The 24,091-nt window shown below is 61.0% G+C and carries 21 protein-coding genes and 1 tRNA gene; 17 read left to right on the top strand and 5 right to left on the bottom strand.

The window, feature by feature from the left end:
* Positions 1-16 precede the first annotated feature (16 nt).
* Positions 17-1,117, top strand: coding sequence for a ring-opening amidohydrolase (locus AB8A23_RS26815; protein ID WP_120288894.1), 1,101 nt, complete (start codon positions 17-19; stop codon positions 1,115-1,117).
* Positions 1,114-2,487, top strand: coding sequence for an amidase (locus AB8A23_RS26810; RefSeq protein ID WP_120289253.1), 1,374 nt, complete (start codon positions 1,114-1,116; stop codon positions 2,485-2,487). Before AB8A23_RS26815 ends, AB8A23_RS26810 begins: the two co-directional genes overlap by 4 nt.
* Positions 2,488-2,796: 309 nt before the next feature.
* On the opposite strand, the gene AB8A23_RS26805 is transcribed toward AB8A23_RS26810, so the two are convergent.
* The gene (locus AB8A23_RS26805; RefSeq protein ID WP_120288895.1) at positions 2,797-3,687 is read right to left on the bottom strand and encodes a LysR family transcriptional regulator; all 891 of its coding nucleotides are present in this window, start codon (positions 3,685-3,687) and stop codon (positions 2,797-2,799) included.
* Between the two features lie 101 nt (positions 3,688-3,788).
* Here AB8A23_RS26805 and AB8A23_RS26800 point away from each other — a divergent pair, with 101 nt between their 5' ends.
* The gene (locus tag AB8A23_RS26800; protein WP_439057593.1) at positions 3,789-4,973 is read left to right on the top strand and encodes an MFS transporter; all 1,185 of its coding nucleotides are present in this window, start codon (positions 3,789-3,791) and stop codon (positions 4,971-4,973) included.
* Between the two features lie 646 nt (positions 4,974-5,619).
* Here the strand turns inward: AB8A23_RS26800 and AB8A23_RS26795 are convergent.
* Positions 5,620-6,438: an enoyl-CoA hydratase-related protein gene (locus AB8A23_RS26795; protein ID WP_439060445.1), complete on the bottom strand. Its 819-nt coding sequence runs from the start codon at positions 6,436-6,438 to the stop codon at positions 5,620-5,622.
* A 299-nt stretch (positions 6,439-6,737) separates the two neighbouring features.
* On the opposite strand from AB8A23_RS26795, the gene AB8A23_RS26790 reads away from it, so the two are divergent.
* The 6 genes from AB8A23_RS26790 (at position 6,738) to AB8A23_RS26765 (ending at position 13,207) form a co-directional block, all read left to right on the top strand.
* A complete protein-coding gene (locus AB8A23_RS26790) occupies positions 6,738-7,604 on the top strand; it encodes an AraC family transcriptional regulator (protein ID WP_309946839.1) in 867 nt (288 codons plus the stop codon).
* Between the two features lie 126 nt (positions 7,605-7,730).
* The gene (locus AB8A23_RS26785; RefSeq protein WP_309946837.1) at positions 7,731-8,939 is read left to right on the top strand and encodes a CaiB/BaiF CoA transferase family protein; all 1,209 of its coding nucleotides are present in this window, start codon (positions 7,731-7,733) and stop codon (positions 8,937-8,939) included.
* Position 8,940: 1 nt separating this feature from the next.
* Positions 8,941-9,681 carry an SDR family NAD(P)-dependent oxidoreductase gene (locus tag AB8A23_RS26780; RefSeq protein WP_309946835.1) on the top strand — a complete coding sequence of 247 codons (741 nt, stop codon included), beginning with the start codon at positions 8,941-8,943 and terminating at the stop codon, positions 9,679-9,681.
* Entirely contained in the window at positions 9,681-10,325 is a 645-nt protein-coding gene (locus AB8A23_RS26775) for a glutathione S-transferase family protein (RefSeq protein WP_176454722.1), read from the top strand. The genes AB8A23_RS26780 and AB8A23_RS26775 overlap by 1 nt, the downstream gene beginning before the upstream one ends.
* Positions 10,326-10,484: 159 nt before the next feature.
* Entirely contained in the window at positions 10,485-11,468 is a 984-nt protein-coding gene (locus AB8A23_RS26770; RefSeq protein WP_439057594.1) for a Bug family tripartite tricarboxylate transporter substrate binding protein, read from the top strand.
* 539 nt (positions 11,469-12,007) lie between these two features.
* Positions 12,008-13,207 carry an ABC transporter substrate-binding protein gene (locus AB8A23_RS26765; RefSeq protein WP_120288900.1) on the top strand — a complete coding sequence of 400 codons (1,200 nt, stop codon included), beginning with the start codon at positions 12,008-12,010 and terminating at the stop codon, positions 13,205-13,207.
* Positions 13,208-13,252: 45 nt separating this feature from the next.
* On the opposite strand, the gene AB8A23_RS26760 is transcribed toward AB8A23_RS26765, so the two are convergent.
* Positions 13,253-13,792 (bottom strand): winged helix-turn-helix transcriptional regulator, encoded by a 540-nt coding sequence (locus tag AB8A23_RS26760; RefSeq protein ID WP_439057595.1) that lies wholly within the window; start codon positions 13,790-13,792, stop codon positions 13,253-13,255.
* Positions 13,793-13,972: 180 nt separating this feature from the next.
* Here AB8A23_RS26760 and AB8A23_RS26755 point away from each other — a divergent pair, with 180 nt between their 5' ends.
* From AB8A23_RS26755 to AB8A23_RS26720, 8 genes are all read left to right on the top strand, one after another.
* Positions 13,973-14,611: a 2-hydroxychromene-2-carboxylate isomerase gene (locus tag AB8A23_RS26755; RefSeq protein WP_439066032.1), complete on the top strand. Its 639-nt coding sequence runs from the start codon at positions 13,973-13,975 to the stop codon at positions 14,609-14,611.
* A gap of 61 nt (positions 14,612-14,672) precedes the next feature.
* Complete coding sequence (locus AB8A23_RS26750) at positions 14,673-16,235, top strand: class I adenylate-forming enzyme family protein (protein ID WP_439057597.1); 1,563 nt, start codon at positions 14,673-14,675, stop codon at positions 16,233-16,235.
* A 41-nt stretch (positions 16,236-16,276) separates the two neighbouring features.
* Complete coding sequence (locus AB8A23_RS26745; RefSeq protein ID WP_439057598.1) at positions 16,277-17,020, top strand: SDR family NAD(P)-dependent oxidoreductase; 744 nt, start codon at positions 16,277-16,279, stop codon at positions 17,018-17,020.
* Between the two features lie 6 nt (positions 17,021-17,026).
* Positions 17,027-18,208: an acyl-CoA dehydrogenase family protein gene (locus AB8A23_RS26740; RefSeq protein WP_439057599.1), complete on the top strand. Its 1,182-nt coding sequence runs from the start codon at positions 17,027-17,029 to the stop codon at positions 18,206-18,208.
* Between the two features lie 21 nt (positions 18,209-18,229).
* Positions 18,230-19,360 (top strand): acyl-CoA dehydrogenase family protein, encoded by a 1,131-nt coding sequence (locus AB8A23_RS26735; protein ID WP_439057600.1) that lies wholly within the window; start codon positions 18,230-18,232, stop codon positions 19,358-19,360.
* A gap of 41 nt (positions 19,361-19,401) precedes the next feature.
* The gene (locus AB8A23_RS26730; RefSeq protein ID WP_175365715.1) at positions 19,402-20,589 is read left to right on the top strand and encodes an acetyl-CoA C-acyltransferase; all 1,188 of its coding nucleotides are present in this window, start codon (positions 19,402-19,404) and stop codon (positions 20,587-20,589) included.
* A gap of 37 nt (positions 20,590-20,626) precedes the next feature.
* Positions 20,627-21,634: an NAD(P)H-dependent flavin oxidoreductase gene (locus tag AB8A23_RS26725; protein WP_439060446.1), complete on the top strand. Its 1,008-nt coding sequence runs from the start codon at positions 20,627-20,629 to the stop codon at positions 21,632-21,634.
* Between the two features lie 10 nt (positions 21,635-21,644).
* Positions 21,645-22,412 carry an enoyl-CoA hydratase gene (locus AB8A23_RS26720; RefSeq protein WP_309946822.1) on the top strand — a complete coding sequence of 256 codons (768 nt, stop codon included), beginning with the start codon at positions 21,645-21,647 and terminating at the stop codon, positions 22,410-22,412.
* Between the two features lie 140 nt (positions 22,413-22,552).
* Here AB8A23_RS26720 and AB8A23_RS26715 read toward each other — a convergent pair.
* Positions 22,553-22,627, bottom strand: a tRNA-Val gene (locus tag AB8A23_RS26715).
* Between the two features lie 171 nt (positions 22,628-22,798).
* Positions 22,799-24,061: a hypothetical protein gene (locus AB8A23_RS26710; protein ID WP_439057601.1), complete on the bottom strand. Its 1,263-nt coding sequence runs from the start codon at positions 24,059-24,061 to the stop codon at positions 22,799-22,801.
* Positions 24,062-24,091: the final 30 nt, after the last annotated feature.

Raw genomic sequence — 24,091 nt, 5'->3', positions numbered from 1 at the left:
ATCCGATGGAGTTCCTATGCATATCAACGTTCACAAGGTCGATATGGCTTCCCCGAGTGACGTTTCGGGGCTAGCTGCGCTGATCGATGCCGGCACGATCGATCCTGCGACGATCGTCGCATTGATCGGAAAAACAGAAGGCAATGGCGGCGCCAATGATTTTACCCGCGGTTTCGCCACGCTGTCCTATCAATTGCTGCTCGCCAAGAACCTTGCTATTTCGCCTGAGGACGTAGGCAAGCGCATCGCATTCGTTTGGTCCGGTGGCACCGAGGGCGTGCTGTCGCCTCACGCGACCATCCTGACAAGAACGCCGGCACAGGGCACGCCGGACGGCACCAAGCGGTTGGCGATCGGCATCACCATGACAGGTACGATCGCGCCGGAGGAGATCGGGACCAAGCGGCATGCATCTGCTGTCGCCGATGCCGTTCGGGAGGCTTTGGTGGAGGCCGGCATTAACAACCTTGATGATGTGCACTACGTCCAGGTGAAGGGGCCGCTTTTGACTCCGGCCGGCATCGCGGATGCGGACCGGCGCGGCGTCGCCACCGCGACGCGCGATCCGAACGGCTCGAAGGCATTTGCGCGCGGTGCGATGGCGCTGGGGGTAGCCCTGGGTCTCGGCGAGATCACGCAGGAGACGTTCGACACAACACGGATCGCTGGCGATCTCGATGTTTATTCGGCAGTTGCTTCCACATCGGCAGGCGGCGAGCTCATCAGCTGCGAGATTCTGCTGTTTGGCAATTCAAGTCAGGCAACCAGCCCGTGCCGCATGGGCCATGCAATCCTGAAAGACGCGATCGACGCCAGCGGCGTTCGCCGCGCGCTGGCCAGTGCGGGGCTGTCGCTGTCGGCAGAGCCGACGGAGGATGAGACATCCCGGATTGCGGCGATCTTCGCGAAAGCAGAGGCCAGCCCGACGGGCAAGATCAGGGGCCATCGCAACACCATGCTGTCGGATGCCGACATCAACTATGAGCGGCACGCGCGCGCCGCCTTGGGCGCTGTCATCGCATCAGTGACATCTGATACCGCAATCTTCGTGTCGGGCGGAACAGAGCATCAATGCGCACCGGGCGAAGCGCCGATCGCGGCGATCGTCCGGATATGAGCAGCACCGCTCCGCTCTGGACACTGACCGCAGCTCAGCTGAATCAGGCTTTTGCGGCGCGGATCGCAACACCGAGTGACGCAGTGGAGTCTATCCTCGCCCGCCACGACGAGGTCAATCCGCGCATCAACGCCGTCGTGACGCTGGATCGCGACGGTGCCAGGATCGCGGCGGCACAAAGCACGGCGCGGTGGCGCGCCGGTGCATCCAAAAGTGCCCTCGATGGTGTTCCGATTACCATCAAGGACAACATCCATGTCGCCGGGCTACGGACGACCTGGGGCAGCCGGCTCTTTGCCGATCACGTCCCGACGCGCGACGAAACACCTGTCGCAAGACTGCGCGACGCCGGCGCAATTATTCTCGGGAAAACAAACGTGCCGGAATTCACCGTGCAGGGGATCACTGACAACGCGCTGTTCGGCGCGACGCGCAATCCGTGGAATCCCGACCTGACACCAGGTGGTTCGAGTGGTGGTGCAGTTGGAGCTGTCGCTGCGGGTATTGGGCCGCTGGCTCTGTGCACCGATGGCGGCGGTTCGATCCGGCGTCCTGCAGGTCACACCGGGCTCGTCGGCTTCAAGCCGTCACGCGGGTTGGTGCCACGCGCGCATGGGTTGCCTGCGATCCTGCACGATTTCGAAGTTGCCGGACCGATCGGCCGGAGCCTCCGCGATGTAAAGATCATGCTTGATATCATCGCGGGTACTGAGTCGATCGCTCCGGAAGCCACTTCGAGACCGTTGCGCATTGCTTACATCCCGACATTCTCCGATGCGCCGGTCGATCCGACTATCGCCCGTAGTGTCGCAGCGGCTGCTAAAGCTTTTGCCGAACAAGGTCATCACGTGGAGCGACTTGACCATTTCGTTCTGGCTGAACCAATCGGCGCGATCTGGCCGACGCTCAGCGAAACCGGCGTCGCTTGGCTACTAGATCGGTATCCTGATCGGGATGGCGACGTCGGTGCCGGTGTCGCCGCGATGTCGGAGCGCGGTCGTCTGCATACGGCGCGGGATTACTTGAACCTGCTTCAGACGGTCGCCGATGTGGAGCATGAATTCATCGCATTGTTCGCGCGCTTTGATGTTCTGTTGTTGCCGACGGCAGCTGCACAGCCCTGGCCGATCGGCTTGTCGCATCCTGCTATGATTGACGGGCGACCGGTGGGACCTCGCGGGCATGCCGTTTTCACGGCGTTCGCCAATGCCCTGGGCCTTCCGGCCATCTCTATCCCCGGCGATCCAGCAGATGACGGGATGCCGATCGGCATACAGCTCTGCGGCGCGTGTGGCGCTGACGCACTCGTGTTTCGTGTCGCGGCGATCTTATCATCCGATATAGTGGCGGATATCCAGAACATAAGCTGAGCTGCGATCCGCAAATTTGAAGCTATGGACGCGATGCGTCGACAGTCACGCACCGGCGTGCGCGGGTTGATTCATCATGTTGTTGGAGTGAACAAAAAACGGCACGGCAGTCAAGCGTCGAACTCTTTGATGACACCCTCCGGCGCGTGCGTTCGTTGGCGCAAGTAACGCTTGTCTGCTTTTGGCGCAAAGCGGACACACGCGTAAAAGCTTCTGCGTGAGCTAAGCTCATCATTGGATCAAATGTGCAGTTATGCAGACCATACTGGCGGATAAGGGTTGCATGCGGATGTAGCACTCTGCGGATCCCTACCGCCGTCCCGCGTATTCCACCCCAAGTATACTTTCGAGTTCTGCGATGAACATGCGGACCTTCGGCAGCACGAGTTTTGCGCTCGGGTAGACGACCCAGATGGTGTGATCGCCCGCGCTGGCGTCGTCGAGTTCGAGGCGAACGAGCGTGCCGTCCCGCAAGTTCTCGCGGACGTTCCAATGAGAAAGAAGCGTGATCCCTGCGCCGTGCACACAGGCATCGTGCAGGGCGTCGGCGGTGGCGGTCAGGCGCACGTTGAGGGCCACCTGCCGCTCGCGGCCATCGATCCGGAGCGGCCAGCGGTTCATCGCGGACAGCGACAGGCATGCGTGGTGCTTCAAATCCGCGGCGGTGCGAGGCCGTCCGAATGCTTCGATGTAGCTGGGTGCCGCCACCAACACGCGGGGGCTGATTCCGATTGGGCGGGCCACCAGGCTATTCTCTCTGGGCTCCGTAAATCGGATCGCCAGGTCCATTCCGGTCCCCGTGATGTCCACGACGTCGTCGGTCAGCTCCAGATCGATCCGAAGTGAAGGGTGGGTCTTTAGCAAGCGCGGAACGATGGGGGCGATGAGCTTTCGTCCGAAGGCCGTCGAGGTGTTTACCCGCAGCGTTCCGGAGACGCCTTCCCTGGCGGCCCGAAGATTGGCGCGTGCAGCGAGTTCGCCTTCGACGAGCGCCTGCGCGTAGGGCAGGAACGCTTCGCCCTCCGGTGTTAGCGACATCGAACGCGTCGTCCGGTGAAACAGCCGGACGCCGAGATCTTTTTCGAGAGCGGCCAGCCGGCGTGTCGCCACCATGGGAGAGATTTGCAGTCGGCGAGCGGCCCCCGCAAGACTTCCCGCCAAGGCTGCATCGACCAGTACGGCGACGGCGTCGGTGTCCATTGTATCTTAATCCGATATGACGGCTTATCGATTGGGGACACTACCGCGGAAATCGATGCAACGCTAGTTGTGGCTCAGCAACGCATTCAAAAGGGTTTCCGATGTCCGAACTTGCAACGCCCTCCGTCGAGACCGTCGCTCGACCGTTCGGGCGCCCTCTGGCCTTCGTCATGGCCACCGCGACCGGCATCGCGGTGGCCAACATCTACTACAATCAGCCGATGCTCGGGGTGATTCAGGCAGCATTCCCCGGCCAGAGCGCTGCGGAGCTAATCCCGACGGCCACCCAGATCGGCTATGCCGCCGGGCTGTTTCTCCTCGTGCCGCTGGGCGACATGATGGATCGGCGACGACTCATCATCGTGCAATTTGGTTTGCTGGCCGTTGCGCTCGCACTCGCCGCCCTGGCGCCGACCGCCTGGGCCCTGGTCGCGGCGTCCTTGGTGGTCGGAATGACGTCGACCGTCGCGCAGCAGATAATTCCGTTTGCGGCCTCTCTGGCGTCGCCGGAGCGGCGCGGCCAGACCGTCGGCACGATCATGTCAGGATTGTTGTGCGGGTTGTTGTTCAGCCGCACATTGGCAGGCTTCGTCGCAAGCCATGCAGGATGGCGCGACATGTTCTGGTTGGGGGCTCCTCTGGCCATCGTTGCCGGAACTACGATGGCGACCGCTCTTCCTCGTAACAATCCCTACGTGGCGATGCCGTATGGCGACGCCATGAAGTCCATGGTCAAGCTGTGGAGTTCCGAGCCAACGCTTCGTTCGGCGACCATTGTGCAAGCCGCTCTGTTCGCGTCGTTCACGGTCTTCTGGACCATCCTCGCCCTGCACCTGCGCGAGCCACATCTCGCGCTCGGCGCGGATGTCGCGGGTCTCTTCGGGATTGTCGGTGCCGTCGGCGTCTTTGCGGCCCCGATGGCCGGTCGGCTTGCAGATCGTCGCGGTCCGCACGTGGTCGCCGGTGTCGGAATAGCGATCACGGTCGCCTCGTGGTTCATCTTCGGCTTCTGGAGCAGCCTGTTTGGGCTGATCGTCGGCGTCGTCGTTCTCGATTTCGGCGTGACGAGTGCATTGATCTCCAATCAGCACGTGGTCTTCGGGCTTCATCCTCAGGCGCGCGGAAGAATCAACACGATTTTCATGACTGGCATGTTTCTCGGCGGATCGCTGGGATCGGCCGGTGCGACGATCGCCTGGAACGAGGGAGGCTGGATTGCCGTGAGCATGTTCGGTGCTGCGCTCGCGCTATTTGCGGCCGGTGTCCACGTCTATGTCCGCACGTGACAAATGCGACCGCGGCAAACGGGATGAATGGCGCAGCCTTGAAAACGGCTCCCGACCTGTCGCATCAGGTCGGGATTTAACATGTCTGACCTGCGCATTGTTATGCCATCGCTGAGATACCGCAGTGACTCCCGCCAGGGTGCCAAGATCCTTGAAAACCGAGCGAGGGCAGTTCATGGCGCAAAGCGGACATCGTTGACCCACGAAATCTCCCTCGTAGCATCGTTGCCGCTCGGATGGCCGCACAGCATCAACACGTTGGTTTCAACTAGCGATAGCCTGCCGTGCGATTAATTCTTGGCGATTGTAAGCTGGACCCATACTTCATTGCTCGCGACGTCGGTCGCGGCTCTGGTGTAGGTCTACATCGTCGCACATCCTCGGTATCAGTGTCGAACTCGCGGTGGTGTACAGTTAGATGTGGAAGAGCGGTGAACAGGTGAACGAAAAGTGGTCGGCGTCAAATGACGTAGTGCACGCCGTGCCAGTTATGAGCGTCGTCGAGTTTTACGGTCTCGACGTGAATATACGTGCAGATCTTGCATAGGTAGACTCTCACCTCGACCCCGTCGTCGTACTTGCAGTGTCGATCTAAAGACATCTGGAAACGGCATCTCAGGCAACGCGTATTGTCTGCCATCTGCGCTCACCGAAACACCGCTGGACGCTTCTCGACGAACGCTCTGACGGCTTCGCGATGCTCCTCGGTCTGCGCGGAGCGGACCAGCCGCTCGGCCTCCTTGTCTAAAGATGCGGCGAAGCCGAGGTGTTGCACCTCGTCCAGGTTGTCTTTCATGGCACCGTAGGCCTCAGCGGGTCCATTCGCCAATCTCAACGCGATCATGAACGCCTCTTCGGCAAGCCTGTCGGCGGCCACGATCCGATTGAATAATCCCATAGTTTCGCAGCGTTGTGCATCGACTCTGTTGGACAACAACATCAGTTCTCTTGCGCGGGCGGCTCCCACCGTTCGCGTGAGTAGCCAGGCGATGCCGTAGTCGCCGCTCAGCCCGATTCTGGCATAGGCCGTACTGACGAATGCTTGCTCCGCTGCGATGCGGATATCGCAGGCCAATGCGAGCGAGAGGCCTGCGCCTGCAGCCGCACCGGGAAGGGCCGCGACCGTCGGCTTCCGCATCTCGAACAGCGCGCCGGTCAAAGTGCGTTGACGTTCGATCAGGCGCGTTACTTTCTGACCAAAGGTTAGTTCGTCTGTGCTGCTGCGGTCGCCCATGCCTTTCACATCGCCACCCGCGCAGAAAGCCTCGCCGGCGCCGGTGATCAGCACCGCGCGTATGCCATTGTCGGTCGAGCAGTATGCGATCATCCGGCGCAGGGCGGGTGTGAGTTTGTCCGACAGCGCATTGCGGGCCGCCGGGCGATTGAGCGTGATCACGGCGACCCGACGGTCGATATGACAAAGCAATTCGTCCGTTCCCGTTTCGACCGAAACTGGCGTCAAGATCGTCATGAAGAGTCCCCCCGTCGTGCACTGTTCGAAAATTGACAGTTCTAAAATAGAACTATAATCTTCGGGCAAGAGGCTGCAAGGCAGGATCGTCTCCGCTTGAGCCGATTGTCAAAGACGGTCAGCTGAATGACCGTCGGGAGGAAATAGATGCGCGGTCTGTCCGCGAAGTCCGATGGACTTCCGACGGAGCGATGTTGTGCCCGGTCGCGTGGAAACAGCATCCTCATCTCGAGCCATCCAGGCGTTGCGGTTGCCGAGCGAGTTGTGCATCGACGCGCAGGGGAGACAGTCGCATGAGCAATGTATCCGAGAATGGAGAATTCATCAGGATCGTCGGCGGTCGCGTGCTGTCTAACACCGTCGTCCGCACGCCCGTAATCCGGATTGAAAGCTTCCGCAGGGACGTGTCGAAGCAGGTTCAATGGCATTTCAAGCAGCCAGAACTAGCGCTCTTCTTCTATAGGAGGGGTGCGCGGAAGCTGCGCGGCAAGATGGATGGTCAGTCGTTCGACCAGCAACTTGCCGGCAACTTGGCCGTCTATCCGGCTGGCTTGGAGATCGACGGCGAATTCACCGTCACATCGGCAAAGTCGGATTATACAGTCGTGTTCTTCGACCAGACGTTCATATCGGAACGACTTCCAAGCTTTGCGGCAGCGCCGAGACTGGGGTTCGATAACCCCGCAATCGCCTTCGGACTGGAAGAACTGTGCAGCGAGCCGCATCATGACGACGATGTCTATGCGATGATGGCAGAGGGGTGGGCAATCCAGACACTCGCTGTTCTAAAGCGGTTGAGCGGCACCAAGACGCCGCTTGGCAACCGAGGTGGTCTCACCCAGTGCAATCTTAAAAGGATCTCCGAGTTCGTCGAGGAAAACCTGGGTCGGTCGATCGGATTGATGGAGATGGCTTCGCTGGTCGGATTGAGCACTCGACATTTCATTAGGGCATTTTCCGAAAGTACCGGCGATACCCCGCATCAGTATGTCATCGGTCGGCGCATTGAGCGCGCCAAATACCTTCTTATTAGTGAGAAGTGTTCGCTGACGGAAATTGGCCTTGCAGTTGGCTTCAGCCATTCGCAACATTTCACGACGAAATTCAAACAGCACACTGGTCTTTGTCCGTCGGGCTTTCGCGCCGCGGTGCGGCATTAGCAAAGTCGGAAAGCAATGTCGCTTTCACGTAGATCCGGCACTATCTGGCAAGCCTGGTCGCCCGCGATCTTCTAACAGATCCACTCAACGGTGCGTCGTGCGCCGAATGCAGTGGGAATGGAACGCATGCCAGGGCCTCTTTTGGGAGTTCGCGTACTTGATCTGACCAGCGTCGTGTCGGGTCCATTTGCAACCATGTTCTTGGCGGACCAAGGCGCTGAGGTCATCAAGATCGAGCCGCTGGGCGGTGACATCACGCGCCGCAGCCGGGCAGCCATCGACAAGGCCGGGCAGTTCTCGGCGCTGTTCATCTCGTCGAACCGAGGCAAGCGCTCGATCTCGCTCGATATCAAAAGCGAAGCCGGTGCGCGGATTGTCAAGAAGCTCATCGCTCAGTCCGATGTCCTCGTGCAGAACTTTCGCCCGGGTACGATGGAGCGTCTCGGGTTGGGAGCCGACGAACTCCGGGCGCAATATCCGCGCCTCATCTACGTTTCGATCAGCGGGGTCGGTGAAACCGGGCCGTACGCCAAGAAACGCGTCTACGATCCGATCGTCCAGGGGCTATCGGGTTTCGCCGACATCCAGTCGCAGGCCGGCACCAACCGACCTCAGATGATACGGACCATCGTCGCGGACAAGACGACGGCAGTGCTGACGGCACAGGCCGTGTCCTCGGCGCTCTATGCGCGCGAGAAGACTGGACGCGGCGATCACATTCGGGTCGCGATGCTGGACGCCATGCTGTCGTTCCTGTGGCCTGAAGGCATGATGCAACACACCGTCGTCGGCGCGGAGGCCTCGTCGCCGGATCCTAATGATCGCCCCGATCTGATCTTCAAGACTGTGGACGGCTATATCACCGCGGGCACGATCTCGGATTCCGAGTGGCAGGGCTTCTGCGGCGCCACCGACGACCCCGAGCTCGTCAAGGACGAGAGGTTCGCGACGCCTGCGGGGCGCTCGGTCAATGCCACCGCGCGCATCAACAAGATGCAGGAATACATCGCCACCCGGACCACGGCCGAATGGCTTACCAGGCTGGACACCGCGGACGTGCCATGTGCACCGGTGCTGCGCCGTAGCGAGATCGTCGCCAACGAGCAGGTGGTGGCGCGCGGCATCATCGAAGAGTTCGAGCAGCCGTCCGTCGGCCGCGTCCGTCAGCCGAAACCTGCGGCCCGGTTCGAAGAGCGCCCGGCGGCCATAGGCGGGCCGGCACCACGCATTGGCGAGCATAGTCGGGAGATCCTGCGTGATCTTGGATTCGACGATGCGGCAATCACGGAAATGACCCTGTCGAAGGTCGTCCGAATTGAAGGCGAGGGACGTTGACATGACTGACAAGAAGCAGGTGGCGCTCCTGGTGGGAGCGGGGGATGCAATTGGCGCGGCCGTCGCGCGGCGATTCGCACAGGGGGGATACGCGATCTGTATCGCGCGGCGCGATGCTGAAAAGTCTGCGGGCCTGGTCGAGGAGCTGCGCGCACAGGGCCACGACGTCCACGCCAGATCGATCGACGCGCGCAACGAGGAAGAAGTGCAGCGGCTGTTCCAGACGGTCGAAGATGAGATGGGCGCCATCGCGGTGTGTCTGTTCAATGCCGGATCCAATGTGCAGAAGCCACTGCTCGAAACGACCGGGAAGCTGTTCTTCAAGGCCTGGGAACTAGCCTGCTATGCCGGCTTCTTGGTGGGACGTGAGGCAGCGAAGCATATGGTGCCGCGCGGCGCCGGCACGATGCTGTTCACCGGCGCGACGGCCAGCATGCGCGGCGGCAGCGGCTTTGCCGCTTTCTCGGCAGCGAAATTCGGTCTGCGGGCCGTCGCGCAGGCCATGGCGCGAGAGCTCGGACCGAAGAACATCCACGTCGTGCACCTGCTGATCGATGCCGGCGTCGACAGCGAGGCGATCCATGAACGGATGAGGAGCCGGGGCCTGGATCCTGCAGCCCGCCAGCCCGACAGCCTCACCACGACGGCGTCGATTGCGGAAGCCTATTGGTTCGCCCATGCGCAGAAGCGAGACGGATGGACGCATGAACTCGATCTTCGGCCGGCTGCGGAGAAATGGTGATGAACCCGGAACTCGTGTTGTGGGGCGTTGGCACCAGCCGGACCATCCGACCTCACTGGGCGCTTCATGAATTGAAGCTCCCCTATACCCGAAAGCCGATCCTGCCGCGGACGGGGGAGACCGAAACGCCCGAATATACGGCCCTCAATCCCCGGCAAAAGGTGCCGCTGTTGCAGGACCACACGCTCGTCATCGGCGAGAGCGCTGCGATCATCGCCTATCTAGCCAAGACCTATCCCGACCAGGCCGCCTCCCTCATTCCGAAAGACTCCGAGACTTACGCGAAGTGGCTCGAATGGTGTTTCTTCATCGTCACCGAACTGGATTCCACGAGCCTGTACGTTATGAGGCGGCATGGGCAGATCAAGGGACTGTCTCACATCTATGGTGATGCACCGGGCGTTGTCGCCCAGGCTGCGGAGTATTTCCGGAAGCAGTTGAAGCACGTCGATGCCGCGCTGTCCGACGGGCGGGAATATCTCCTGGGCGAACAGTTCACCACCGCAGACATCCTGCTGACCACGTGTCTGACCTGGGCCATCGATTATCAGGTGGCGATCTGCGACAGCGCGACGCCTTATCTCGACCGTGTGCTGAATCGCCCCGCCTATCGGGATGCCTCGGCGGCCAACAAGCCGGGCTGATCGCTCCGACAAGACCGGGCGGCGTTGCAGCGTAACACCGGCGACGCTGGCCGCGCGTAAGCGAAATTGCGCCCGGCCTCAAGACGACGATCCGCAGCCGAACAGGCCTCAATGACGCGGACGGAAAAATGACGACGCCTATCAGAGGGAGGATGAAGAATGAAAATAACGCGCCGGTCTTTCTTGGCCGCAACGGCGTCCACCGTTGCATTCCCGTCGATCGCACGATCGGCGGCGGACACCTGGCCGCAGCGACCGATCAGGATCGTCGTCGGCTTCGCCCCGGGCGGACAGACCGACGTCTATGCGCGGATGTATGCCGAGTTCATCGGAAGCCAGACCGGCGTGCCGGTGATCGTCGAGAACAAGACCGGCGCGCTCGGTTCGATTGCCGGGGCCGAGGTCAAGCGGGCAGCGCCGGACGGCTATACCATCCTGTTCAATACGTCTGGCGCGATGACCGTGAACCGCGTGCTGGTAAAGGATCTTGCCTACGACACGGATAAGGATTTTCAGCTGGTTTCGGCGATGCCGACGGGTGGACTGCCGCTCATCACGCGCAAGCAGCTGGGCATCACCGACCTCGACGGCGTCGTTCGCCATGCGCGCGCGACGGGGCGCATGACGCTCGGAACGTTCGGGGTCGGCTCACCTCCGCACCTCACGATCCTCGCGCTCAACAAGCAATATGGCCTGAACATCGAGCCGATCCACTATCGCGGCGAGGCGCCGATGTTCACCGACATGCTGGCACAGACGGTCGACGGCGGTATCGGTACGATCGTTGGCGCGCAGCCCGTCCTACAGAGCGGGGCGGGTGCAGTCGTCGCCGTGCCACGGAAGCGGCTCACGACCTTCCCGGAAGTCAGGACGTTTGCCGAGCAGGGGGCGGATTCGCCGCTCTTCGGACTGCTGACCTATCAATGCTGTGCGGTGCCCACCGGTACGCCAACGGCCATTGCCGAACGCCTGTCGGATCTCATCATGCAGGCGGCGCAGACCGAAAAGGTCAGGACCATGTTCGCGACCTTCGGGATCGATGAAGGACCGATGTCGATGCAGGCGACACGCGAACTCTATGAGCGGGAAGCGCCGATCTGGGTCGACCTTGCAAAGCAGGCAATCGCAGATCGGAAAACCTAGCGTCCGATCCAGCCCCGTCTCATCGACGGGCGGCGTCGCGTCAGCTTCCACTTGCGCGGCGACAATTTGGCGATTGACAAGTTCTTTAAAAGAACTGACCTTGATCACCAAGATTATGGACTAATAATTGCGATCGAATGATTGCACGCCGCCGTGATCATTGCGGCGAGCCAGGGGAGGATATGATGCGCCGGATCACGACAGCGTTGATGGTTTGCGATCCCAATGGCGGTGCATGCCGCGCGCGGCGCCACGTGGCACGGTGATCGGTGCGGTGGGATCGCGCGTCATCGGCCCATCGATCGATAGCCAAACTCATTTCGAGGGCTGCCGGGTTTGAACGACGCAGCAGCGCCGGGCTTGGCCGGCCTCTGCCCTGACGAGCTACGGCACCCCGGGGATGGCCGATCCGGGCGCATGTCGCTGTCACCGATGGGTCATGTGCAGGGCTGTTTCGCTCGGCGACGTTGGCGAGAGCTCTTCATTCGAGAATTTTAAATGGCAGGCAGTCAAGCTTGCGGCACTGGAGGGAGCGGACAATGATGAGAAGAATGTTTGTTGGCGTTGCAATGGCAGCGACGCTGTTCGGACTGCAGGCGCGAGCCGAGACAGTCGGCGTCACGGATACCGAAATCAAAATCGGTGCGACCTTTCCGTTCAGCGGACCTGCGTCGCCCTTGAGCAATACCGGCAAGGGGCTCATTGCCTATGTCAACTCGATCAACGATCGCGGTGGCATCGGCGGCAAGAAGATCAATCTCATCACTTATGATGACGCCTATAGCCCGCCGAAAACGGTGGAACAGACGCGCAAGCTCGTTGAAAGCGATGAGGTCGCGTTTCTGTTCGGCCCGCAGGGCACGCCTGGAATTGGAGCGACGATCAAATACGTCAACGCGAAGAAGGTCCCGCACCTGTTCGTGGTGAGCGGCGTCAACAAGTTCACGAACTTCAAAGAATTCCCGATGACGACGACGGGCCTGCCCAGCTACGACACCGAGGGAAAGATCTACGCCAAATATATCTCGAAGGTGCTGCCGGATGCGAAGATCGCGCTATTGTATCAGAACGACGATCTCGGCAAGGACTTCCTCGCGGCGTTTAAGGCGTATTTCAAGGACGCTTTCGACAAGAAGGTCGTGGCATCCGCATATGAACTGAGTGAGCCCACCATCGACTCCCATGTGGTGAATCTGAAAGCCTCGGGCGCGGCAGCGTTCCTGGTTGCCGGCACGCCGAAATTCGCCGCGCAGGCGATCAAGAAAGCGTCCGAAATAGGCTGGAAGCCGCTGTTCTTGATCAACTACGTCTCAAGCTCGGTCTCGTCGACCATCGTGCCTGCAGGACCCGACAAGGCGATCGGTATCGTCGCGGCGACCATCGCAAAGGATCCGAGCGACAGCAAATGGGCGGATGATCCCGGGGTCCAGTGGTACAAAGCCCACTTCGCGAAATATCTGCCCGGTGCCGACATTGGCGATGCGAACTATGTGTATGGCACGGAGCAGGGCCAGATCCTGGAGCAGGTTCTGAAACAATGCGCTGGCGATTATTCCCGCGAGAATATCGTGAAGCAGGCACGCAATATTCGGGGCCTGTCCCTGCCGACGTTGATGCCGGGAATTACTATCAATACCGGACCGCAGAATAGCATGGCCTATACCCAGCTTCAGCTGCAGCGCTGGAACGGGAATTCCTGGGACCAGTTCGGCGGTCTTCTGGACGCGAGCTCGGAGTAACGCAGTCGTCGCCAAGTCCGGCTTGTTCTTCGTCCGGACTTGGCCTCAGGCGCGTTTTGCCCTGGAAGCGGTGGCTTTCGGCGCCTGCGCCTTAACCTGTGCCTTGACAATCTGCGTCCTGGGCATTGCCGTTTCGCGAGCGCCAGGCCCCGGATGGACGTGGACTTCCTTGGCAAGCACCGGCTCGCCGCATTCCGAGCAGATCATGAGCGGATCGAAGTGCTTGCCGCATGACTTGTGCTCGTGAAGCATCGGTCGCCCCCGCGAGTCGACCATGTGGATGTTACCCCAATGAACGACCGACATGATGATCGGGTAAAGGTCCAGTCCCTTCTGGGTCAAAATATACTCGTATCGCTTGGGTGCATCCATATAGGGAATGCGCCGAAGCACACCGAATCGAACCAGCTTCTTGAGGCGGTCGGCGAGCAGGTGCCGTGTAATTCCCAGCGATGTCTGGAAGGCGTCGAAGCGACGCTTGCGCAGGAAGCATTCGCGCAAAATCATAAGCGTCCAGCGGTCGCCAATCACCGCGACGGTGCGGGCCAGCGAACACGGCTCTTCCTCAAGCGAATCCCATTTCATCCCACGTCTCCGGCATTCCCATTCCGCGCATTCTATTTTGGCATGGACCTCAAAACAATACCGTTGTCGCCGTTCCAGCTTCAAAGCAGGTTTTGCCGTTGACAGTTCTAAAATAGAACTTTAGCGTTCGGTCAGGGCGGACATTTGATCGTGCCCGTCAAGATACAAGGGGAGGCGCCGTTGACCGATCGATCACAGCCGGAATTCCATTTCGATTTCGGCAGCCCGAACGCCTATCTCGCCGAAGCCGCGCTCCCGGGTATCGAGCAACGCACCAAGGTCAAATTTCAATATATTCCGGTCCTGCTGGGCGGGATTTACAAAGCTACCGGTAATATGTCGCCTGCGGAGTCGTTGCGCGGCATCAAGAACAAGCCTGAATACCAGAGGCTGGAGTCCGAGCGCTTCATCCGGCGCCACGGTATCACCAAGTTCCACAGCAATCCGTTCTTCCCGGTCAACACGCTCATGCTCATGCGTGGCGCTGTCGCGGCCAAGTTCGAAGGTGTATTCGATCCGTATTTCAGGGCGGCCTACCACCATATGTGGGAAGAGCCGAAGAAGATGGATGATCCCGAAGTATTCGCCGCGGCCTTCAGGGCGTCGGGCATCGACATCGACAGGCTGATCGCGCGCGCTCAACAGGACGACGTCAAGCAGAAGTTGATCAACGATACGAATGACGCAGTGAACCGTGGGTCGTTCGGGTCGCCGACGTTCTTCGTCGGCAACGAGATGTTCTTCGGCAAGGATAGTCTCAGGGATGTGGAAGAGGCGATCGTTGAGCAGGCTTCTGTCCTGAAAACGAGGACGGCCTAGGTTACCTGACCATTCGATTCAGAAGCTGCGACCAAGCGGCTCTTTTCCCGGGAGGACGAAGATGTTGAAGACGGTCGACGCCGATCAGGCGGCACGCATACTCTCTGCGTTGCCGCGCCGCATCGATCACGTCATTGACCGACATGCCGTCGAAACGCCCGATCGCATAGCGCTGATCGAAGACGGTGGCAGCCTGACTTATGGTGAGTTGCGCGAGGCCGTCGGCACCGTTGCTCGGGATCTCTCCAAGCTCGGCATCAGGCCCGGCGACCGCCTGATGATCGTCAGCGAGAACAGTATTCCACTCGCTGTACTTCTGCTCGCGGCAAGTCGCCTCAATGTCTGGGCGATCGTCGTCAATCCGCGGCTGTCCGCTCGGGAATTGGATCAGATCAGGGATCACAGCGGGGCGCGCCGCGTTCTTCTGACAACCGGCGTGTCCAAGGAAGCGGCGAGTCATGCCGCGCGGTATGAAGCCCAAGCGCATCTGATCGGCCCGCTATCCGAGGTGGCCGTGACCGCCCTCAATGAGGGTACGTCACCTGAGCCCGTCGAGGACAGTCCGAAGGATCAGGTCGCCGTGCTCATCTATACGTCCGGTACGACCGGCACGCCGAAGGGCGTGATGCTGACACACGAGAACCTGCTCTTCAGCGCTAAGACCACAGCGGACATCCGCCGCATGACTCCTGCCGACAAGCAGTACATCGTCCTGCCGATTTCGCATATCGTCGGCATTTCGTTGTTGGTGATGACGTTGATGACGGGCGCGTCCGTCCGATTGGCAAGCAAGTATGATCCGGCTGCGTTGACCAAGGCGATCTCTGACGAAGGCATCACGATTCTGAACGGCGTGCCGGCGACCTATCAGCGATTGCTGGAATACAAATCGATTGCCGGCTTGAGCAAGCTCGATCCGGGCTCTTTGCGCCTCATTGCAGTCGCAGGTGCGCCGCTCGATCTGGATTTGAAGTCGCGCGTGGAGCGAGAACTCGGGCTCTCACTATTGAATGGCTATGGCATCACTGAATGTTCGCCCGGGCTATCTGGCGTACGCATTGATGCGCCGCGCGATGATCAGGCGGTTGGCCCTCTGCTCCCAGGTATCGAGGCGAAGATTCTGAGTCTCGACGGGGCGTTCAAGCCTCCCGGCGAGGTCGGTGAGCTTCATGTCCGAGGCCGGAATGTGATGCGCGGCTATTACCGGGCGCCGGATCTCACCGCGAAAGCGATTGATCCGGACGGCTGGTTCAATACCGGAGATCTGGCACGCTTCGAGGGCGATTGTCTCTTCATCGTCGGCCGTACCAAGGAAATGATCATCCGGTCGGGATTCAACGTCTATCCCGCCGAGATCGAAGCGGTGTTGAGTACGCATGCCTCGGTCGTGCAGTGCGCGGTGGTGGGCCGTCAGGTGGATGGTAACGAAGAGGTCGTTGCCTTCGTGCAGCTTCTTCAGGGGACCGGGACAACGGCCTCCGACTTGATGGCGCATGTCGGGCCTCAGCTCACATCCTACAAGCGCCCATCGGAAATCATCGTTCTGCCGGCGCTGCCGGCCACATCCACGGGCAAGATTCTCAAGCACAAGCTGGCGGAATCGCTGCGCAGCCAAGCAGATTGAGGCGGCATTCGTCGCGACATACTCGTATCCAGGAGATTCAGGTGAAAAAACGCAATGCAACGGTGGCCGTCGTCGGCGCAGGTGACTTCATCGGCGGCGAGATCGCCAAGAAATTCGCTGCCGAAGGCTTCACGGTATTCGTAGGCCGGCGCCAGGGCGAGAAGCTGGAGCCGCTGATCAAGGAGATTGAGGCTGCCGGTGGGACCGTGTTCGGACGGGCTCTCGATGCGCGCAAGGAAGACGAGATGGTGAAATTCATCGCCGACGCCGACGCTCATGCCCCTTTGGAGGTGTGCGTTTTCAATATCGGCGCCAACGTCAATTTTCCGATCGTCGAGACCACGGAGCGGGTGTTCCGCAAGGTCTGGGAAATGGCGTGCTATTCGGGATTCCTCGCTGGACGCGAAGCGGCGCGGGCAATGCTGGCACGCGGCAAGGGGAACATCTTCTTCACCGGAGCGACGGCCAGCCTGCGCGGCGGCAACGGTTTCGCAGCCTTCGCGAGCGCCAAGTTCGGTCTCCGAGCCGTCGCGCAATCGATGGCCCGGGAACTCGGGCCAAAGAACATTCACGTCGCGCACCTGATCATCGATTCGAGTGTGGATACGGAATGGGTGCGACAGCTGATCACCAGCCGCGAAGGGCCGCAGGCAATGGAAAACCTCGATCCGAACCGGCTCATGCGGCCGGCGGCGGTCGCCGAGGCATACTGGTCCCTTTACCAGCAACCGCGCGATGCATGGACCTTCGAGCATGAGATCCGTCCATTCGGCGAGAAGTGGTAGCTCGTCATGGAGCTCAACCTTTCGGCGGAAGACGCGGCATTCCGTGACGCAGCTCGCTCCTTCATCTCGGAAAACTACCCGAAGGAAATGCGTGTCGCGAATCCCGAGACGGATCTCACGAAAGAGCAATCGCTCCTTTGGCACAGGATCCTCCATCAGAAGGGCTGGATCGCGCCGCTCTGGCCGAAGGAATATGGCGGCCCCGGTTGGTCGCTGACCCAGCGCTTCATCTGGGAGCAGGAGACCTCGCGTGCGGGGACGCTTCCGCCGCTCGCCTTCAGCGTGACCATGGTCGGCCCGGTTATCTACACGTTCGGAACGGAGGCCCAGAAGGCGAGGTTCCTGCCACGCATATTGTCGGGCGAGGACTGGTGGTGCCAAGGCTACTCGGAGCCGGGTTCGGGGTCGGATCTAGCCTCCGTCAGGACCAAGGCGGTTCGCGACGGCGATCACTACGTCGTCAACGGGCACAAGACATGGACCACTCTCGCGCAGCACGCGGACTGGATCTTCTGTCTCGTCCGCACCGATCCGTCCGCCAAGCCCCAAGCAGGAATCTCGTTCCTGCTGATCGACATGAAAACGCCGGGTGTGACGGTTCGGCCGATCATCACCATCGACGGCTCACATGAGGTCAACGACGTCTTCCTTGAGGACGTGCGGGTGCCGATCGAGAATCTGATCGGCGAGGAGAACAAGGGCTGGACCTACGCAAAATTCCTCCTCGGCAACGAGCGCACCAGCATGGCGGGTATCGGTCGTTCGACGCGGTACCTGCGGCGACTCAAGGACATCGTCAGGGCCGAAATTCCCGAGGACGATCCGAGTTTCGCGGAATTCATCCGCGAGATCGCCCGTGTCGAATTGGATGTGCTGGCCCTCGAAGCGACGGAATTGAGGGTTGTCGCGCAGATGTCACGCGGTATCGATCCCGGCCCGGCCGCATCGCTCTTCAAGATCAGAGGCACCGAGATCTTCCAGCGCATTACCGACCTCACGCACCGCGCGATGGGCAATTACGGCGTTGCTCTTCGAGAGCATCCCGACAGCGGGAACCGGTTCATGCCCGGGCCTGACTATGGGCATACGTCGGCGGAAAAATACCTCAACTCGCGCAAGCTCAGCATTTACGGCGGATCCAACGAGATTCAACGCAACATCATCGCGAAAGCCGTGCTCGGTCTTTGACCCGCACCAGGAGAGGCGTCCATGGACATCGAACTGACCGAAGACCAGGAATTGCTCCGCAACAGCGTGCAACGTTTCCTGAAGGAAGAATACGGCTTCGATGACCGAGCGAAGATCGTCGCGGGCGAAGATGGTTGGAGTCGCGCAGTGTGGGCAAAGTTCGCCGACCTCGGTCTTCTGGCGGCACCGTTCGCGGAGGAATATGGCGGCCTCGGGAACGGCCCGCTGACGACCATGATCGTCATGCAGGAGTTCGGCCGCAGCCTCGTCGTCGAGCCATATTTCGAGACGGTCGTGCTGGCGGGAGGGCTAATCGAGGCATTGGGGACCGACGACCAACGCGGGGAATTGCTCGCCGAGATCGCAGCGGGCGAGGCGACGTGGGCGTTGGCCTGGGCCGAACCGGGATCTCGGTACAACCTCAACAAGGTATCGGTGTCTGCGGACCGAAGTGGTGATGACTACGTCCTGTCGGGAACGAAAGCCGCCGTGATCGGTGCTCCGTGGGCCGACCGGCTGATCGTCTCCGCGAGAACGTCCGGCCGAGATGGCGATCGTGACGGCGTGTCCCTGTTCATCGTCGACAGCCGGGCGGCCGGTCTACATATGCAAAGCTACCAGACGGTCGACGGCAGGCGCGCCGCCGAGGTCACGCTGAAGGATGTTCGCATCCCGGCGGTCAACCTGCTCGGACGCGAAGGCCAGGGAGTCGTCGCGCTCGAGAGCTGTCGCGACCGCGGCATCGGCGGACTGTGTGCCGAGGCTATAGGCGCAATGACCGAGCTGAATGCGGCGACGCTAGACTACAGCAAGACCCGCAAGCAATTCGGCGTGACCCTCGGATCGTTTCAGGTGCTGCAGCACAGAATGGTCGACATGTTTATCGCGCTGCAGGAAGCCGTCTCGTTGATGCAGCATCTAACCCTGACGCTGGCGTCCAACGACGCCCATGTCACGAAGCTAGCCTCCGGTGCGAAGACAAAGGTCGGATATGCTGCGCGCTTCATCGGCGAACAGGCGATCCAACTGCACGGTGGCATGGGCATGAGCGACGAGCTCAAGGTCGGTCACTATTTCAAGCGTATCGGCGCCATCGACATCCAGTTCGGCGACCCCGCTTTCCATCTGATGCGATTCGCCCGCGCCGCATGACGCGCGGTCACGCCCGTCCCATCCAGCCAAGGAAATAATAAATGACCGAAGCCGTAATCGTATCGACCGCCCGCACCCCGATCGGAAAGGCCTATAAGGGCGCGCTCAACAATACCGAAGGTGCGACCATGATGGGACACGCCATTTCGGCTGCGCTCGCACGTGCGAACATCGTTGGCGGAGAAGTCGAGGACGTCGTGATGGGATGCGCCATGCAGCAGGGTACGACGGGGTCGAACATCGCGCGTAAGGCTCTGCTTCGCGCCGGTCTTCCCGTCACGGTCGCCGGCACCACCATCGACAGACAGTGCGCGTCGGGGCTTCAGGCGATCGCGCTTGCCGCTCGGTCGGTGATCTTCGATGGCGTGGAGGTCGCGGTCGGCGGAGGCGGTGAATCCATCAGCCTGGTCCAGAACGAGCACATGAACCAGTGGCACGCGGTCGATCCGGAGCTTCTGGCGATCAAAGGCGACGCTTACATCGCCATGCTGGATACGGCCGAAAACGTCGCAAAACGCTACGACATCTCTCGGGACGCGCAGGACGAATACAGTCTCGAAAGTCAGCGCCGCACCGCGGCCGCGCAGCAGGCCGGCCGCTTCAATGACGAACTGGCGCCGATCAAGACGACGATGGCCGTGACTAACAAGGAGACCGGCGCCATCTCCTACAACGAGATCACGCTCTTGGCGGACGAGGGCCCGCGTCCCGACACCACCGCCGAGGGGTTGGCCAAGGTCAAGCCCGCGAAGGGCCCCGGTTACACGATCACCGGCGGCAACGCGAGCCAGCTATCGGACGGTGCCAGCGCCACCGTGGTCATGAGCGACAAGCTCGCCGCCAAAAAGGGCCTAAAGCCGCTCGGAATCTTCCGTGGATTCGTCTCGGCGGGTTGCGAGCCGGACGAGATGGGCATAGGGCCGATCTTCGCCGTTCCGCGTCTCCTCAAACGTCATGGTCTCACGATCGACGACATCGACCTTTGGGAATTGAACGAGGCATTCGCGGTCCAGGTCATCTACTGCCGCGACAAGCTCGGCATTGATCCCGAGAAGCTCAACGTCAACGGCGGCTCCATCGCGGTCGGTCACCCCTATGGCATGACCGGCGCGCGACTGACGGGGCATGCATTGATCGAGGGGCGTCGTCGCAAGGCGAAGTACGCGGTGGTCACGATGTGCGTCGGTGGCGGGATGGGCGCAGCGGGTTTGCTCGAAATCGTTCACTGATAATAAGAAACCTAAACAGCGAGATTCGGAGACGATCATGAGAACCGCGATCACAGACCTGTTCGGGATCGAACATCCCATCATTCAGGGCGGCATGCACTATGTAGGCTTTGCCGAACTCGCCGCGGCCGTCTCGAATGCCGGTGGCCTGGGCATCATCACCGGATTGACGCAGAGAACGCCCGAGAACCTCGCGAAGGAAATCGCGCGCTGTCACGACATGACCGACAAACCGTTCGGCGTGAACCTGACATTTCTTCCGACGTTCGACGCGCCGCCCTATCCAGAATACATCGCCGCCATTAAGGAAGGCGGCATCAAGGCGGTGGAGACCGCAGGTCGAAGCCCTGAGCAATATATGCCAGCCCTGAAAGAGGCGGGGATCAAGGTCATCCACAAGTGCACTTCCGTTCGCCATTCGTTGAAGGCGGAGAAGATCGGTTGCGATGCCGTCAGCGTCGACGGCTTCGAATGCGGCGGCCATCCCGGCGAAGACGACATGCCAAACATGATTCTGCTGCCGCGCGCTGCCGAAGAGCTGAAGATCCCGTTCGTTGCATCGGGAGGGATGGCCGACGCGCGTAGTCTGGTTGCGGTGCTCGCGATGGGCGCTGCGGGCATGAACATGGGCACCCGGTTCGTGGCGACCAAAGAGGCGCCCGTTCATCAGAACGTCAAGGATGCGATTGTGAAGGCGTCAGAACTCGACACCCGTCTGGTGATGCGCTCGCTCAGGAATACCGAGCGCGTTCTCAATAACGCCGGAGTCGAGCGGCTGCTCGCAACCGAACGAGCTAAGGGTGACTCATTGGTCGTCGGCGACATCATCAATGAAGTGGCGGGCGTGTATCCGAAAGTCATGGTCGACGGTGACATGGACGCCGGCGCCTGGAGCTGCGGCATGGTTGCGGGCCTCATCAACGACATCCCGACCGTCAAGGAACTGATCGATCGCATCATGGCGGACGCCGAAAGCATCATCCGCCAGCGCTTGACCGGTTTTCTCGACGCCTCTGCCCGCGAACCCCTGCGCGCCGCAAGCTGAGGACGATGGCATGACGGATCATTTGAAGACGGATGTCGTCGATGGCGTGATGACGCTCACGATCTCGCGTCCCGAAAAGAAGAACGCGCTGACTGGCGCGATGTACGACGCGATGTCGGAAGGCCTCGAACGATCCGAAAGGGATCCCGCCGTCAAGGTCGTTCTGTTTCAGGGCGACGGCGACAGCTTCACCTCCGGCAACGACTTGGCGGACTTTGCCGCCCAGTCCACGGCAAACGAAACCACTGACAGTCCCGCGTTTCGCTTTATCGGCAATTTAGCAAAGGCGACCAAGCCGCTCGTCGCGGCCGTCCAGGGAAACGCCGTTGGTGTCGGAACCACGATGCTCCTGCATTGCGATCTGGTCTACTTGGCGGAGAATGCGCGCCTGATCACGCCTTTCGTCAATCTGGCGCTTGTGCCCGAAGCCGCCTCGAGTTGGTTACTCCCTTCGCGGATCGGGCACGTGAGGGCGTATGCCATGTTCGCGTTGGGAGAGCCGATGGATGCAGCAACCGCACTTCAATGCGGACTTGCCAATGCTGTTGTCCCTATCGGCGACGTTCGTGCGAGGGCGGCGACCGCCGCCCTGACTTTGACGCAGCGTCCGACGGGCGCACTTCGCCATACAAAGCTTTTGATGCGAGAGCAGCAGGAAATGGTCGAAAGGATCGCTGAAGAAAGCGCTCTTTTCAAAGAGCGGCTTCAGAGCGCGGAGGCTCGCGAGGCCTTCTCTGCCTTTACAGAGAAGCGAAAGCCCGATTTCACGAAAGTCTAACTTGGCGGCTAGAGAGCTGCGCCGGCCAATCCATGACGATGATCAAGCGCCGAAACGAGTGTGCCCCTGCTGTGCCCCAGCTTTTCCAGGGCACACTTCGAGGGAATAAGGCCACTAAGTACTTAAATATGCTGGAATAATGGTGGGCGCACAAGGGATCGAACCTTGGACCTCTCCCGTGTGAAGGGAACGCTCTCCCGCTGAGCTATGCGCCCGGGATGCCGTGCAGACCAAAAGGCCGGGCGGTAATGGCCCGGCGGGGACTGACGTCAGTGGCGCGATTTAGGGAATAGGGGGCGGGGGTGTCAAGCAAACCCTGCCGCAAGTCAGCACAATAAGCCTCCCCCATCCGGCCATGCGGGCGATCCGGGTTCCTGGCCCGCGATTTAGCCCGGCTGCGTGGCGCGGGAGGCATGGGACTGCAGCGCCCGGATCCGGTCGGCGAGGGTGCTGTTGGGGGCGAAACCTGCGTCATTGGCCGGGCGCGGCTGGGCTGTTGGGGCCGGTTCAGCGGCCAGAATTGCCTCGATGGGCGAATTCGGCCCTTCCAGCGTCATCGCCATCTTGGCCACTTCGGCCGCGATGTCGTTGATGCGCTCGCGCAGCAGGGCGTTTTCCATGCGCTCGGTGGCCCATGCGCTCTCGGCCTGCTGATGGACGCCGTTGAGGTCGCGCTGCAGCTTGGCGCGCTCTTCGCGGGCGGTGGCGAGTTCGGTCTCCACCGCGGCCTTCTCGGCGCGCAGCTTCTCGAGAACAGGCGATCCCTTGGCGCCGTTCATGGCGGCGAGCTCGACGCGCAGGTCGCGCGCGATTTGTTCGGCGGCTTCATTGGCTTGGCGCAACTGGCTGTTCTCGAAATCGCGCTCGGCGAGGATCTTGGTCTGGGTCGAGAGCTGGCTCTCGAGATCGGTGACCCGGGCGCCGAGCTGTTCGGCTTCGCGGACCTGAATGGTGAGCTGCTGATCGAGATCAGTTACGCGCTGGCTGAGATTCTCGACGCGCGCGCGCGCCTCAGTGAGTTCGCGTGTCGCGGTGTCGGATTCGCCGCGCTGCAGCTCCAGCCGGTGCTGCGTATTGGCGAATTCCTTTTCGGCATCGCCGACGCGGCCCTTCAATTCCTCGACTTGCGCGCGCACAGCAATGAGTTCGACCTGGCGGGTGTCGGCCACCATGGAGCGGTCCGAGAGGTCGTGGTTCAGCTTGGCGAGTTCGGTCTGCTTGTCGCTCAAGGCCTGTTCGGCGGCGCGCAACGCTTCTGTCTTGCTGGTGAAGTCGGCCTCGGTGAGGCCGAGCTTTTCCTTCACGGCGGCTTCACGGGCTTCCAGCGCGAAGATCGTGGCGTTCTTTTCGCCGAGCTCAAGCTTCATGCGGTTGATGGCGTCGGACTTCTTGCCGAGTTCGGCAAGCTGGCTGGTGGTCTTGTTCTTGAGCTGGTCGACGCTCATTTCCAGCCGGCGTGCCGCCATCGCGAATTCCGCGCGCAGCTGGTCCTTGTCGGCCTGGATTTCCGCCATCGACAGCGGCGTCGCGGCTTCGAGCCGGCGGGTGGTGAGGCGGACGGCGCGGTTATGCACCAGCGGCATGATCATCAGGCCGCAGAGCATCGAGATCAGAAAACCGATCGCCAGATACATGATCGGTTCAACCATGACGAATGCTCCCACGCTCTCAAAATGCAG

Origin of the sequence: Tardiphaga sp. 619_E2_N8_4 (assembly GCF_051810905.1) — a bacterium.
In the GTDB taxonomy this organism is placed as follows: Bacteria; Pseudomonadota; Alphaproteobacteria; order Rhizobiales; family Xanthobacteraceae; genus Tardiphaga; species Tardiphaga robiniae.
Note: the sequence above shows the minus strand (reverse complement) of the source record. Positions and strands in the feature narration are given on the sequence as shown.